General features: G+C 62.6%; 19 protein-coding genes. 9 read left to right on the forward strand and 10 right to left on the reverse strand.

The features are described from left to right. Positions 1 to 102 precede the first annotated feature (102 nt). Together CH256_RS19075 and CH256_RS19080 are read right to left on the reverse strand one after the other, a co-directional pair. Complete coding sequence (locus CH256_RS19075; RefSeq protein ID WP_094670315.1) at positions 103 to 552, reverse strand: YdeI/OmpD-associated family protein; 450 nt, start codon at positions 550 to 552, stop codon at positions 103 to 105. A gap of 112 nt (positions 553 to 664) precedes the next feature. Then, complete coding sequence (locus tag CH256_RS19080; RefSeq protein ID WP_094670355.1) at positions 665 to 1,132, reverse strand: SRPBCC family protein; 468 nt, start codon at positions 1,130 to 1,132, stop codon at positions 665 to 667. A 99-nt stretch (positions 1,133 to 1,231) separates the two neighbouring features. Here CH256_RS19080 and CH256_RS19085 point away from each other — a divergent pair, with 99 nt between their 5' ends. Both CH256_RS19085 and CH256_RS19090 read left to right on the forward strand, forming a co-directional pair. After that, on the forward strand, positions 1,232 to 1,840 hold the full coding sequence (locus CH256_RS19085; RefSeq protein WP_094640730.1) for a ClpP family protease: 609 nt from the start codon (positions 1,232 to 1,234) through the stop codon (positions 1,838 to 1,840). Further along, a complete protein-coding gene (locus tag CH256_RS19090; protein WP_094640729.1) occupies positions 1,837 to 2,463 on the forward strand; it encodes a ClpP family protease in 627 nt (208 codons plus the stop codon). The genes CH256_RS19085 and CH256_RS19090 overlap by 4 nt, the downstream gene beginning before the upstream one ends. Here the strand turns inward: CH256_RS19090 and CH256_RS19095 are convergent. Both CH256_RS19095 and CH256_RS19100 read right to left on the reverse strand, forming a co-directional pair. After that, positions 2,421 to 2,723, reverse strand: a complete 303-nt coding sequence (locus tag CH256_RS19095) for a helix-turn-helix domain-containing protein (RefSeq protein ID WP_255183123.1) — start codon at positions 2,721 to 2,723, stop codon at positions 2,421 to 2,423. The genes CH256_RS19090 and CH256_RS19095 overlap by 43 nt on opposite strands. Positions 2,724 to 2,768: 45 nt before the next feature. Further along, positions 2,769 to 3,206 carry a protein-tyrosine phosphatase family protein gene (locus CH256_RS19100; protein ID WP_068055161.1) on the reverse strand — a complete coding sequence of 146 codons (438 nt, stop codon included), beginning with the start codon at positions 3,204 to 3,206 and terminating at the stop codon, positions 2,769 to 2,771. A gap of 66 nt (positions 3,207 to 3,272) precedes the next feature. On the opposite strand from CH256_RS19100, the gene CH256_RS19105 reads away from it, so the two are divergent. Beyond that, complete coding sequence (locus tag CH256_RS19105; RefSeq protein ID WP_094640728.1) at positions 3,273 to 3,545, forward strand: hypothetical protein; 273 nt, start codon at positions 3,273 to 3,275, stop codon at positions 3,543 to 3,545. A 234-nt stretch (positions 3,546 to 3,779) separates the two neighbouring features. Here the strand turns inward: CH256_RS19105 and CH256_RS19110 are convergent, their stop codons facing one another. Further along, positions 3,780 to 4,610: an alpha/beta fold hydrolase gene (locus CH256_RS19110; protein WP_256989483.1), complete on the reverse strand. Its 831-nt coding sequence runs from the start codon at positions 4,608 to 4,610 to the stop codon at positions 3,780 to 3,782. A 115-nt stretch (positions 4,611 to 4,725) separates the two neighbouring features. Here CH256_RS19110 and CH256_RS19115 point away from each other — a divergent pair, with 115 nt between their 5' ends. Further along, entirely contained in the window at positions 4,726 to 5,121 is a 396-nt protein-coding gene (locus tag CH256_RS19115) for a MerR family transcriptional regulator (protein ID WP_094670317.1), read from the forward strand. Between the two features lie 27 nt (positions 5,122 to 5,148). Here CH256_RS19115 and CH256_RS19120 read toward each other — a convergent pair whose 3' ends face one another. After that, on the reverse strand, positions 5,149 to 5,997 hold the full coding sequence (locus CH256_RS19120) for a helix-turn-helix domain-containing protein (protein WP_094670318.1): 849 nt from the start codon (positions 5,995 to 5,997) through the stop codon (positions 5,149 to 5,151). Between the two features lie 111 nt (positions 5,998 to 6,108). Here CH256_RS19120 and CH256_RS28170 point away from each other — a divergent pair, with 111 nt between their 5' ends. Beyond that, positions 6,109 to 6,501 carry a DUF1761 domain-containing protein gene (locus CH256_RS28170; RefSeq protein WP_176460187.1) on the forward strand — a complete coding sequence of 131 codons (393 nt, stop codon included), beginning with the start codon at positions 6,109 to 6,111 and terminating at the stop codon, positions 6,499 to 6,501. A 108-nt stretch (positions 6,502 to 6,609) separates the two neighbouring features. Here the strand turns inward: CH256_RS28170 and CH256_RS19130 are convergent, their stop codons facing one another. After that, positions 6,610 to 7,020: an SRPBCC family protein gene (locus CH256_RS19130; protein ID WP_255183122.1), complete on the reverse strand. Its 411-nt coding sequence runs from the start codon at positions 7,018 to 7,020 to the stop codon at positions 6,610 to 6,612. Further along, entirely contained in the window at positions 7,017 to 7,772 is a 756-nt protein-coding gene (locus tag CH256_RS19135) for a helix-turn-helix domain-containing protein (protein WP_094670319.1), read from the reverse strand. The genes CH256_RS19130 and CH256_RS19135 overlap by 4 nt, the downstream gene beginning before the upstream one ends. 172 nt (positions 7,773 to 7,944) lie before the next feature. Here CH256_RS19135 and CH256_RS19140 point away from each other — a divergent pair, with 172 nt between their 5' ends. Then, a complete protein-coding gene (locus CH256_RS19140) occupies positions 7,945 to 8,616 on the forward strand; it encodes a TetR/AcrR family transcriptional regulator (protein ID WP_094670320.1) in 672 nt (223 codons plus the stop codon). Beyond that, positions 8,613 to 9,545, forward strand: coding sequence for a TIGR01777 family oxidoreductase (locus CH256_RS19145; RefSeq protein ID WP_094640720.1), 933 nt, complete (start codon positions 8,613 to 8,615; stop codon positions 9,543 to 9,545). Before CH256_RS19140 ends, CH256_RS19145 begins: the two co-directional genes overlap by 4 nt. Positions 9,546 to 9,561: 16 nt before the next feature. Here the strand turns inward: CH256_RS19145 and CH256_RS19150 are convergent, their stop codons facing one another. Beyond that, on the reverse strand, positions 9,562 to 9,957 hold the full coding sequence (locus CH256_RS19150) for an SDR family NAD(P)-dependent oxidoreductase (RefSeq protein WP_256989484.1): 396 nt from the start codon (positions 9,955 to 9,957) through the stop codon (positions 9,562 to 9,564). Positions 9,958 to 9,996: 39 nt separating this feature from the next. Here CH256_RS19150 and CH256_RS19155 point away from each other — a divergent pair, with 39 nt between their 5' ends. Then, the gene (locus tag CH256_RS19155) at positions 9,997 to 10,635 is read left to right on the forward strand and encodes a TetR/AcrR family transcriptional regulator (RefSeq protein WP_068055190.1); all 639 of its coding nucleotides are present in this window, start codon (positions 9,997 to 9,999) and stop codon (positions 10,633 to 10,635) included. Here CH256_RS19155 and CH256_RS19160 read toward each other — a convergent pair. Next, complete coding sequence (locus CH256_RS19160; protein ID WP_094670321.1) at positions 10,629 to 11,837, reverse strand: citrate synthase; 1,209 nt, start codon at positions 11,835 to 11,837, stop codon at positions 10,629 to 10,631. The genes CH256_RS19155 and CH256_RS19160 overlap by 7 nt on opposite strands. Positions 11,838 to 11,926: 89 nt before the next feature. Between CH256_RS19160 and CH256_RS19165 the strand changes: the two genes are divergently transcribed. Further along, positions 11,927 to 13,072, forward strand: coding sequence for a citrate/2-methylcitrate synthase (locus CH256_RS19165; protein WP_094670322.1), 1,146 nt, complete (start codon positions 11,927 to 11,929; stop codon positions 13,070 to 13,072). Positions 13,073 to 13,144 lie beyond the last annotated feature (72 nt).

Raw genomic sequence — 13,144 nt, forward strand, 5'->3', positions numbered from 1 at the left:
CGCATTCGTCAGGTGCGCGCGATTCCGCCATTGACCAGGTGACCAATTCGCGAGCGTCTCGCGAACGCGCGCGCGTTTGCAACGTCGCAGGGCCGGCAGCACTCAGGGCCGCAGGGACTGGACGATTGCCGTGACACGCCGCTCGCGAGTGTCGTCGCGTTTCGCGTCGGCGACGGACCTTGCGTGTTCCTTTCGCGTCGACGGTGCCAGCGCATCGAACGCTGCTCGGACAGCCGGATCCGCGTCCAAGGCTGTCGCCAGCGCCGCCGGAACCTCGATCACCTGCGGCTGGTCGTCCAACTCGATCGTCACGTCGACGGTGTCTCCGGCCTCGACTCCGAGTGTGGCGCGAACGCTCTTGTTGAGTCCGAGCAAATTCTCGCCACCCATTCGGCCGATACGACCGCGCACCGTCTGACCACCGATCGTGAACCGAACCGGCGGCGTTTTGGTGGAACCGAGGGACGCGACCTGCTCGTCAGTGAGCACAATGGCCGCTGCCGGGCCTCGTGATTCGAGAACCGTGGACATCCGCAGAACCGTCGCTGCCATGCGGACAGGCTATCGGTCACAGGTGCGCTCAGTGTCCACAATTTGCGTCGAGACGCGGGATTCCGTCATCGGCCTCGAACAGTGGACAGGCAGCGCACCTGGCCGACAGTAATCAGGCTTCGGCTTCCACGATTCGCTTGATTGCCGCCAGGGTGCGGGGGATGCCGTCGAGAGCCGCCTGGCTACGAGTGTCGATTTCCTTCTGCGCGTCGTCGCCGAACTTGCTGTGGAAGAAGGCGATGCCGTCGGGCAGGAAGTTCCAGTTCTCGGTCAGTCGTGTTCCGCCATCGACGGTTTCGAGGGTATAGCCCCAGCGAACGAAGTTGTCGCCCACCACCCACGCGAACTCGCGACCCGGGTCGGCTACGGCGACCGTCGACACGGTCTCCCACGTGCGACCGGGCACCACATTGCGGCCGGTGAAGGTCGATCCGACGCCACCGCCGTCGGCCTCGTTCCACCAGCACTCCTGGCAGATCGGGCTCCATTCGCCTGTTCGGGTGATGTCGGAGACAACGGCGTACACGTCGTCGACAGACGCAGCGACGACGACGGATTCGGAGAACTCGAGTGCAGTCATCTCTCCATTGTCCATCTGGCACCCGCGAAGCTGTGAGCAGACCCGCTGCCTACAGCAGAACTATTGGCATGCAATCGAATTGGGACTCACACTCGAACCATGAGCGAAACGCCACGAATGTTCCCACCCGAACTCCGCAACCAACTCCTGCGTCATCGAGTCCTGGTGCTCGACGGCCCCCTCGACGACGACAACGGCACGGTCCTCACCACCCATTTGTTGACATTGGCCGCCGACAACTCCTCGGCCGACATCGCTCTGTGGATTCACTCCCCCGGCGGATCGGTTCCCGCGATGCTCGCGATCCGCGATGTGATGCGGCTGGTGCCGTGCGACGTGTCGACGCTTGCACTCGGGTTGGCTTGCAGCGCAGGTCAATTCCTGTTGTCCTCCGGTACGCGCGGCAAGCGATATGCCCTGCCGCATTCGCGAATACTGATGCATCAGGGATCCGCCGGCATCGGTGGGTCGGCAGTCGAAGTGGAAGTACAGGCCAACGATCTGCGTCATACCCGAGATACCGTGCTCGGGCTCATTGCCGACGACACCGGACAAACACGCGAGCAGATCTTCGACGACTCTCTGCACGACCGTTGGTTCACCGCGGAAGCAGCCCTCCAGTACGGGTTCGTCGACGCGATCGTGGACTCGTTCGATCAGGTCATGCCTGCGCGACGGGCATCGTTCGGAATGGAGTTGGCCCGATGAGCACGTACACGATTCCCAATGTCATCACCCGAGATTCGCGCGGAGAACGCGTCGTCGACGTCTATTCGCATCTGCTCAGTGAGCGCATCGTCTATCTCGGTACCGGTATCGACGCAGGGGTCGCGAATGCGATGATCGCGCAGCTGCTGCATCTGGAGGCCGACTCCCCCGACCAGGAAATTTCGATGTACATCAACTGCGAGGGCGGCGACACCGCTGCCATGCTCGCAATCTACGACACGATGCAATTCATCGGATCACCCATTGCCACAACATGTGTGGGTCAAGCTGTGGCAGCAGGTGCAGTACTACTCGCTGCCGGCGCACCGGGACGACGCTCTGCGCTCACCCACAGCCGGGTGGTGTTGCACCAGCCTGCGGCGCAGGGACGCGGCACCATCCCGGACCTCATCTTGGCCGCTGACGAAGTCGTCCGAGTGCGAGCGGAGATGGAGGCAATTCTGGCGGCACACACCGGACGCGACGTGGACACGCTTCGACACGACACCGACCGAGATCTGGTGTTGACGGCACCGGCTGCTCTCGAATACGGGGTCGTCGATCAGGTTCTCGAGGGACGTCAGGCGGCCATCAACGTCGCATCGCCACGCGAGAGGTCGTGATGCGCAAGGCGTGAGATTTCGGCCATCGACGTGCCCAATGCGCCGACGACGGCCGCGAGGATTTCGCTCGACGGATCCTTGCGGCCGCGTTCGAGCTCCGACAAGTATTGCGGCGCAATACCTGCGCGTGCGGCGGTGTCGGCGAGGGTATCTCCGCGGGCGTGTCTGCGCTCGCGTAGTCGTCTGCCGACCACCTCGCGCCACAGGGGTTCCACCGCGCGCGCTGCTCGACGCTCATCGATTCGTATGACCTGGCCCATGATCGCAGCCTAGGCCTCCTGTCCGTGATGGGTCGCAGATTCTGCTCAGAGCAGAGAGCTCGGTTTCACGAATGTCCTCGCATAGCGTCTCTGCCAGGGCGTTTCGATAGCGCGGTGCGAGTAATTGCTCCGGACATAGTCGATTGCAGCACTTCCCGGCATACCGTCCAGCGCAACCAGGCAGGCCAGTGCGGTGCCCGTTCGCCCCTCACCGCCGGTACACGCGATCTCGACTCTCTGGGTTGCACAGCGGCGCAATACTTCTCGTAGTCCGACCTCGAGCTCTTTCGAGTCGGACGGCAGCCGGAAGTCGGGCCAACGAACCCATCGACTGTCCCACTCGAACTCGCCCGGATCCTTGCCCTGCAGGTAGATCCCGAAGTCCGGCAACGGACCGTCAGGTGTCGGAACACGCAAGGCACGTCCACGAACGAGACTGCCCGACGGCAACTGCAGCACGCCCGGACTGTGTAAGTCCCACATTCGAGGCGCGTCCTTTCCTTGTCGTTCGCGACACCTGTTTCTGCCCAGCACCGATATTGTGCCCCCATGCGCTCAGTTGTTCTTGCCTTCGCCGCACTGGGGCTCACGGTGGGTCTGCTCGCGTCCGTGTCGGGATGGGCCGGAACCCTGTACGTAGAACCCGGCCAAATGAGCCGGGCCTACGCGACTACCGCTGACATCACCTTGCAGGTCCGAGTCGGCCTCTTCCTCGAGTGGTGGACAAAAGTGCAACCCATAATCGGTGCCGTTGTCGGTGCTGCCGTTGGATTCACGCTCTACTGCAGAGGCTTTCGCCTTCTGCGCGTAGGAGAGACATGACGGCTCTACTCGACACCAGGCTTGGTCCACTCGATTGTGTGCCGAAACCCTATGCGGTGTCGCATCTTTGCACCCGGTAGCAATCGTTGCGACTCCATGGATGTCGCTCGTTCAGCTCACGAAGCCACTGGGCCCCTCGGCCTCCGATGTGGGACGTTCCCATTCGTCTCAGCACCACGGAACTCAGTATCCACGAGACGCACCTCGAACGGCTCGACGAACGATGTCAGCGAGTCAGCTGCACGATCGTGGGCTTCTCGGAAGTTCTCGGACAAGCATTCCTAGCCACGCATCCAACGCTTCAGCGGTGACCGACGGTGCTTCGAGCGGAGTCAGATGACCCACACCAGGAACAGTGATCACAGACGATTCCCCCGGCAGCAATTGCCGCAGTCGAAACGCCTGTTCGACGGGAATCCAGGGGTCCTGTTCGCCCCATCCGATCGAGGTGTTGCAGCGGACTCGGGGAAGGGCATCGACGATGGGCCGCGTGTGTTCGGGACTAAGTTCGGTGATCTGTCGGTAGAACGCGGGCTGACCCTCGTCGGATATCCAGGGTTCGGTCAACATTGCCACGATGTCTGCGTCCAGTCGTTGATGTGCCGCTCCCGCGATGTATTCGGTAACCAGCGCCGAGTGCAGGTGTGCAGGCAACGCGGCAAAGACCTCGGCGTTGTCCGCGACGAGTCTGAAGAACTCGGATCCCCAGGGGTCGAGGGTCACCACGTCCCACAGATAAAGCCCGCCGAAATCGCAGCCGTGAAGTAAATGGACTCCCAGGGCGACTGCACCGCCGATGTCGTGAGCGACGACGAAGGGGCTCTTCAACCTCCAGTGGTCGAGCAACAGCGCGAAGCGCAGCATCTGGGTGGGCAGGTCGGTCCGGACATCGGATCCCTGTGCAGACCGGCCGTATCCGGGCATGTCCCACAGGTAGACACGATGGCCAGCGCTGAGGTGGCGCGCGGCCTGCGCCCACACCTGAGCCGACCAGGGAGTTCCATGGCAGAACACAACGTCCACTGAGGGCACGTCCACCTCGGGAGCCAGCTCGTAAGTCGCCACCCTATCGCCGCCCACGGACACGAAGATTGGCTCTGGTAGATCGAATCTGTCGATCGTCATGGGAACGAACGTAATAGTTCAGGTCGACCTGAAGTCAATGTGAGACCATCGGCAAGTGAAGATCGGAGAGGCTGCGCGCGAACTCGACGTTCCGACCCACGTCCTCAGACATTGGGAGGACGTCGGTGTGGTTGTGCCCGAACGCCTCTCGTCGGGTCACCGCGATTACAGCGAGGAACACCTGCGTCGACTGCGGGTGCTGAGGGCCTGTCAGGACGTGGGAATCAGCTTGTCCGACATCCGCCTGATACTTCATCGAGACGAGCCCGAACGAACCGAAGTCATCGCAGACCATCTGGCCCGAGTCCGACGGCAGCAAGCTCGACTCGCCAGTGCCGAGCGCTTTCTCGCGCACGTCGTCGCGTGCACACACGATCTGCTCACCCGATGCGCGCAGTGCAGCGAGTACTCCGCTACGCAGGCTCGGTCGACTTCCGAAGAAGTGCGCTGAGTTGCAGAGGCTCTCGCCACCCCTCACTCAGGCGCGGCCGAGTGCAGCGAGTTCACGAAGGTAGGCTCCCGGCGTAATTCCGGCGACGCCGCGAAAGTCGTTGATCATGTGAGCTTGATCGACGTAGCCCAGGTCGGCAGCAATACGGGCAGCATCGGCTGCGGGGAGCGACAAACGTTGCACCACTTCTTGTAGTCGAACCCGTCGGGCGACTGCTTTGGGGCCCATCCCGAGTGACGATCGCAGCGCCCTCTGCACGGCACGTTCACTGACCCCGAGCATTCCTGCCACCGATTGCCCGGGTTTTCTGCCGATGCTCTGCGCCAAAGCATCGACAGCGGCGTTCGCGAGAAGATGTTCGGCAGCCGCCGGTCGTTTCCCCAGCATCTCAGTGATCACTGAATCTGCCCGTACAGCATGGTCGGCAGCCGAATCCTGCCCGGAAATGCTACCGAGCATGCCGAAGAGAAGTTGGTCGGTCTCTTCGGTGATCGGTTGCTCCGCAGTAAGTCTCTTGGGATCGAGGTTGGATACCACAGCCAGTCCAGCTGGACGCAGCCGGATGGCGAACACGAAGCCTTGACCTTCTATCGTCCGGGACCACGCCCTGCGTTGAACATTGGTGATCATGAACGGCGCAGGCACTGCACCGGTCTCGATACTGACCGTGACTGCAGGAAATTCGAGGACTCGCTGTTCGACGGTTTCGTCCGCAGACAATTCCCATCGCACGCTCCAGTACGCGTCGACAACATCTCGAACCTCTGCAGCCGGTTCGTGCCAGGTTGCGTCGAAGCGACGGAGAAGCGCAGGAGCCATCACGCCGGAGCGTTCGTGAACGTCGATGGGCTTGGACGCGACCTGCCTTTCTTCCATGTCGCAATTCTGCAATACACCGAGCCTCAGGTCTCGAGACGATCACGCTATGACCACCACTTCTTGGACCGATGTCGACCGAGTGACTCAACCGGGCCGAAGGGGAGTGTCGTGAACTGGTTGGGAGTAGCCGGGGCAGCGGTTGTGTACTACGCACTCGGCGCGCTGTGGTTCGGCCCCTTGTTCGGGCGCACATGGGATCGCTCGATCGGGCGTGATCGGGCGCAGACAGGAGGCCGATTCCCGTTGTCCTACTACGTGGTTCCGCTCTGCTGCTCGGCGGCGACAACCATCGTGATCGCTCTCGTTCTCGACGCCATCAACGCGGATGCCGTGGTATCGGGGGTGCTCGTTGGACTGGGTGTCGGGTTGGCCTCCGCTGCAGCATCATTGACCAACGCGCTGACGCCCCACACTCCACAACCATTCGTGTTCGGAGCTGTCACCGCGAGCTACCACCTCACGGGAGCGACAGTAGCGGGTGCGGTCCTCGGAGTCGTCTAGGACGACGCGCGCGGCCGTCCGTGGCGCGAAGCCGGGCGGATCGACCTGACGTCGGACTTCGTCGAGGCCCGATTGGACGCGTACATCCCTGTTGATGGACGCACGAGGTCACTGACCTTCCAGTAGCTCTGCGAGTCTTTTCAAGTCGTCGGCGACCATGCCGAGATCGCGCTCGAATTCGTCGTCGCTCAGTTCGATTTGTCGGACCGTGAACAGAATTTCCGCGCCATTTGGATGACTCAGCACTCTTACGGGGTTGTTCACGACGGTCCCCGACGGCAGTGTCACGTCATGATCGAGGACGCCGAGGTCGTTGTGCGGCACGAAGCGTACTGTCACCTGTCCCATCGGCGAATCTACGAGAAGCCGATCACCGTCGATGGTCACCGGGCTGTGCGCCAGTCCTGCCGCCCATTTGGGCAAGTTCGCAGGATTCGCGGCGAACTCGTACACCTCGTCGGGTGTACGCCTGATAACTCGAGCCACATGTCTACTTGCCACAAAGGGTTCTCGGTTCATAGCAGCGACCCTACGTAAGACGGGCCGCGACGTTCTTCCAGAAATCGGACCGGTGTCAACGTGGTGAGTGCACGTACCTCGTCACACATGTGCGCCTGACTCGCAAAGCCTGCGGCATACGAGAGCGACGCCAGGTCGGGAACGGTGGCAGCAACGTCGACGAGCCGCCCGACGCGAATGACCCGGGCGAGGGTTTTCGGGCCGTAGCCGACCTCGTCGGCAAACCTCCGATGCAGCTGCCGAACACCGACTCCCAAGCCGACGGCGAGATCACCGACTTTGATACCCGGCGACGCCTCGAGCACCTGCACAGCGGCCAGGACCAGCCCGTCCTCCGCAGGCCTCATGGCCCGAACGGTGAGGTCGGCGAGCATCTTTCGCCGCGCTGGCATCGCACCGTTCGGATCGTGACCCGTAAGGACATGGGCAGCCTCCAACCAGGACGCTCCCAGCGCTGCGACATGCGGTTGCTGATCACACAATTCACCGACTGGAATCGCACTGACCCTTCGAGCTGCGGACGGAGCGAGACGCACACCGACCATCTCCAGCGGACCGAGGGTGACGGCTTGTCGGGCTGCGGTATCCGGGCCCGCCGCCTCGAGTCGTCCATCGGAGAACCAGATCAGATCCACACATCCGTCGGGAACGATCAACGGCCGGTCCCCCGCCTGCGACCGCCGCTCCCAGGTGCACCGAATCCCGTCGACGGGCGAGGGAAATTCGGCGTAGGTCCTTTCCGGCGGCAGCATGGAAGGAATTCTCCTCGATCGGGGCCAGATCCTCCGTCGAACCGGGATCGAACACCGTGGTCACCGCTGAAAATCGGGCAGAGCCCTCCCTGGCATCCACCATCCGATCTTGAACGTGTTCAAAAACAGGTCTATGTTCGAATTTGAACACGTTCAGAATTGAGGTGAATGGATGGCTCGCACGTCCGAGACTCGCGACAAGGTGGTCGAGGTAGCTCTACGCCTCTTTCGTGAGGAAGGGTTCCAGGCGACCACCATGCGTCGCATCGCCGACGAAGCGGGCGTCTCGCTCGGGAATGCCTACTACTACTTCGCCGGCAAGGACGAACTCGTCAACGAGTTGTACATGGTGATTCAGCGCGATCATCGCGAGCGTGCACTCCGCGTCCTAGTCGACGGCGGATCACTGTCCGAAAACCTCGCTGCCGTCTTGCATTCCGGGCTGGACGTGATGGAGCCGTATCACGCCTTCGGTGGATCGTTCCTACAGTTGGCGTTGCCCACCCGGTCCAGTTCCAGTCCGTTCTCGGAAGAATCGTCCGACGCCAGGTCCATGGCCATCGACCTCATGCGAACCACCTTGGACACGTCGAAACAGAAGGTTCCCGGTTCTCTGAAAGACGTTCTTCCGCAGCTGCTCTGGATGATCTACATGGGTGTCACCCTCCATTGGGTCACCGACTCCTCGGACAACCAGGCACGCACCCGCATCCTGGTCGACGGGCTCGTACCGGTGGTGGCCAAAGCCGTACGCCTCGCTCGTCTCCCGGTGGCGCGGGGGTTGGTCACCGACGTGGCCGGCCTGTTGAAACGAATGACCTCTCCAGAAGGGTTGGACCAGTGACTGATTCACCATCGACTGTCGTCGTGTGCGGTGCCTCCGGCTACATCGGCCGGTACCTGCATCGCTCCTACGAAGATCGCGGCATTCGCGTCAGAACCGTCGGGCGCGGAACATCCAGTGATGCCACATGGTCCGACCATCGCGGCCTCGTCGACGTGCTCGACGGTTCCGATCTGGTCGTCAACCTCGCAGGCCGCTCGGTGAGCTGTCGCTACAACAAGGCGAACGCGGACGAGATCATGTCATCGCGCATCCAGACGACGGCCCAGCTCGGGCGTGCCTTGGCTCAGGTCCAGAACCCACCCGAGTTGTGGGTCAACGCCAGTACGGGCACCATTTATCGCGATTCGCGCGACAGGCCGATGGACGAACAATCCGGCGACATCGGGTCGGGATTCTCCGTCGAGGTCGCCCGCGCCTGGGAGCGTGAGCTGTTCGACGCCGATGTGGCCATTCGCAAAGTGGCGCTGCGTATGTCGATAGTGCTGGGTGCAGGCGGCGGTGCGATCAACCCGATCATCGACCTGGCCCGAGTCGGACTCGGCGGCACGATGGGCGACGGCGGCCAGATGTTCAGTTGGGTGCACGTCGCCGATGTCGGACGCATCCTCGATCACCTCTACGACAACACAGGCATCTCCGGCCCGGTGAACTTAGCCACGCCGTTCCCGGTGACCAACGAGGAGCTGATGCAGAAGGTGAGGAGCACTCTGGGCCGAAGCCGCGGGTTGCCGACACCGGCATGGCTGCTTCAGTTCGGGGCACGGGTGATTCGCACGGAGGCAGAATTGGTCTTGAAAAGCCGTTGGGTGGATCCACAGGTGTTGACAGGCAGCGGTTTCGAGTTCCGATACCCCGACCTGCAGGAAGCGCTGACCGACATCGCATCCGAGACGCCCCGAGGGTTGCTCCCCGTCGCCCTCGGGTGACGGGGAGCTCCCGAACCTAGACGAGCGACGCCGACAGTCCTCCGTCCAGGATGTAGTGGCTTCCGGTGATCCACGACGCCCGGTCGGAGGCGAGGAACAACGTCACTTCCGCGATGTCCTCTGGCGTTCCCAGTCGTCCCTGCTTCGCGGCGACCAGGTCACCGAACGGAATCTGGGTCGCGGCTTCGAAGTCCGGGACCAGTCGGTCGACCATCGCAGTGTCGGCAAATCCGGGGCACACCGCATTCACCCGCACTCCCGATGCTCGCATTTCGAATGTGGCGACGCGGGTGACCTGGATGACTGCAGCCTTTGTAGCGCAATAGGATCCGAGCAGCGCGGTGCCGCCCACACCTTTTTCAGCGACCAATATCTGGCCGCCGCCGATATCCCCCGATCGGCCGTCGGGCATACACTGAGGTGACGACCACGCGCGGAAAGGACCCGGCACATGACCCAGACCGTTGATCCTCGCGCGCGTATCGAAGAGCGAGCCCGCAACAAGTTCGAGGCCAAGCGCACCGAACTGGCCGAGGCGACGCTGCACACGCTGGCCGAATTGGGTTACGCGCGCACGTCACTGCGGGAGATCGCGCAGAATTCCGAGTACTCACACGGCGTGCTGCACTACTACTTCACCGACAAACTCGACCTCATCACGCACGCCGTTCGCCAGTACGAGGCCATGTGTGTCACTCGCTACGACGAGGTGGTGGCCAACGCCGTCGACGCCACCGGCTTGTACGCGGACTTCGAGGAGAAGTACTTCGCCACTCTGGCCGAGGACGCCGGCATCCATCGACTCTGGTACGACCTGCGCAATCAAGCCCTGTTCGACGGCTCGTTCCGCAACGACGTGCTCGAGATCGAGGCGCGTCGCGAGGACATGATCTGGCGCGTGGTCGCTCGTTACTGCGAACTTCGCGGCTCCACTCCCGCACTCGACAACGCCTCGGCCTACATCCTTCTCGACGGCATCTTTCAGCGCGCTCTGCTGCATCACCTGGCCGACAACACAGCCGAGATCGCTGCCGCGCGTCGCCAACTGCTTGCTGCGTTCGCATTACTGGACTGCCCGACGCCTCAGTAGGTTCCCGGTCGAGTCCCCGTGTAGATGCCTGGAACCCGAAAGCGAAGGGGCGCTTCGTCGTATTCCTCGAGTGCGTGTGCCGTCCACCCGACAATGCGGGCGAGTGCGAACAGCATCTCCGGTGTGTCGGACTCGAGCCCGTAGGCGAAGGTGAACGTGGCGAGAGCGAAATCCGAGTTCGGAAAGGTATCGAATCTGCTACTCACCTCCTCGATAATCGTGTCCGCTGCAGCGATCACTACGGGGTCCGCACCGTGAGCCGGGTCCCGAAGCAGTCGCAGTAGTTCCTCGGCACGCGGGTCTCGGTCGGTGTAGATGACGTGCCCGAAGCCGGGCACCCGCTCCCCGGACCTCAATTGTGTTGCGAGAGCGCCTATCGGATCGTCGATCGCCATCGTCAGGAACCGATACACGGGATCGGCAGCGGAGCCGTGCAGCGGGCCGTCGATGCATCCCAGACCCGCCGAGACTGCCGAATACAGATTGGCTCGGGTGCTCGCTGCCACCCGAACTCCGAGCGTCGACGCAGCAAGACCGTGGTCTGCCATCAGGACGAGCGCGGCCTGCAGCACCGCCAGACCGTTCGGATTCGAGGAGTCGGACTTGATTGCCGCCCAGACCGATTCGACAACCGAAAGCTCCGAGGAACCACCACCGAGTGCTGCTGCGACCGTCGCCAGCAGCTGCCCTGCCTCGCGGACGACGGATGTGGACCCGGTGTCGAATCGCATCGGTCGGTAGGTGGACGCGATGTCGACGGCGATGCGGATCCGATCGATGGACCGGCAATCCGGCGACACCAGCCTTGTCGCTTCTCTGCATCGTTGCACCACAACGGAGTCCGCGTGGAAGTGGACTTCGTCCAGCAATTCACCCGTCCAGACGAAGTGTGCAACCGACTCGAACGCACGCGAGCTGAGCGCCACCGCATCACGCCCCCGGTAGTACAGATGCCCGTCGTCGATCAGCGTGATCCGAGTTCGAATTCGTTCCACGGCACCGATATCGGTACGCCGAGCGGTGTCGCGTCCGGCGAGAGATTCCACCTCGTCTACGTCGAACACACTCCCCCGCACGCCGGTCAGTCGAGTGCTGGTCAGCAGACCGCGGCTGACGTACGCGTACACCGTTTCCGGCTTGACCCCCAGCCTTGCGGCAGCCTGCGCGGTGGTGAGCATGTTCCGACCGTCGGCGTGCGTCATGTCCGCCTTTCACATTGATTCGATCAACATTGACAATAATCAACGTTAGCGCGGATCGTAGGGGTTGACCAGCGCAAAGGAGTGCAGCCATGACCGTTCTCGATGCCCCACGGGGGCTCCACAACGTCGTTGTCACCACCACATCCATCGGAGATGTTCGCGGCGACGAAGGTTTCTATCACTACCGCCAGTACTCGGCGATCGACATCGCGCTACACCTGACCTTCGAGGACGCGTGGTTCCTCATGGTCGAAGGTCGGCTGCCGGACGATTTCGAGCGCGCCGAATTCCTGAGTACAGTGGCACCGCTGCGAATATTGCCGGAGGCCGTGGCAGCTGCGGTGAGAACGGTGGCGCAATCGGGTCCCGAGCAACCCCTCTTTGCGCTACGGACGGTGTTGTCGGGGCTGGCAGGCGCACTACCCCTCTACGAGTCGTCGGAATCGGACAAGCGTGTGACCGCGCTACGTCTGTGCGCGATGACGCCGACCATTCTGGCTGCCGTACACAGGATTCGGACCGGCAAAGAACCCGTGGAACCGCGCGAGGATCTGACCACCGCGCAGAACTGGTTGTTCATGATCACCGGACAGGTGCCCGACGCCGATCGTGCCCGAGCGATCGATCGATATCTCACCGCCACGATCGATCACGGGTTCAACGCGTCGACGTTCACTGCGCGAGTTGTGGCGTCGACAGGTTCGGACATCGCATCCGCAGTGTGTGCTGCCATCGGTGCCTTCGCTGGTCCGTTGCACGGAGGTGCCCCGGATCGCGCTCTCGACGGGCTGGACGAGATCGCCGACGTCGATTCCGCGGACGCCTGGGCGCGAGCGAAAATCTCTGCAGGCGAACGCATCATGGGCTTCGGGCACCCGGTGTACCGAACCGACGATCCCCGATCGGTGATGCTGCGCGAAACTGCGCAGGAGTTGGGCGGGGAGCTCATCGACAAGGCTGTTCAGGTCGAGAAGGTCATCACCGCTGCGCTCGCCGATCTGAAACCGGATCGAAAGCTGTACGCCAACGTGGAGTACTACGCCGGTGTCGTGATGGAGCTCTGCGGAATTCCTCGGTCGATGTTCACGCCCACCTTCGCCTGCAGTCGGATGGTCGGGTGGTGTGCCAACATCGTCGAGCAGTCACATGACAGCAAGATCATTCGCCCGATCGCTCGCTACGACGGCCCAGTGCCTTCGGCAGTGGTGCGGTCGAGTGCCACCCAGGGCACCTGATCACGCCACTGCGGCGGAGCCGCACCACGGTGTGCCATCATGATCATGCGCCGGTGCGCGCAGCGGCGGTGG

Source organism: Rhodococcus sp. 05-2254-6 (assembly GCF_002258565.1).
Classification (GTDB): domain Bacteria; phylum Actinomycetota; class Actinomycetes; order Mycobacteriales; family Mycobacteriaceae; genus Rhodococcoides.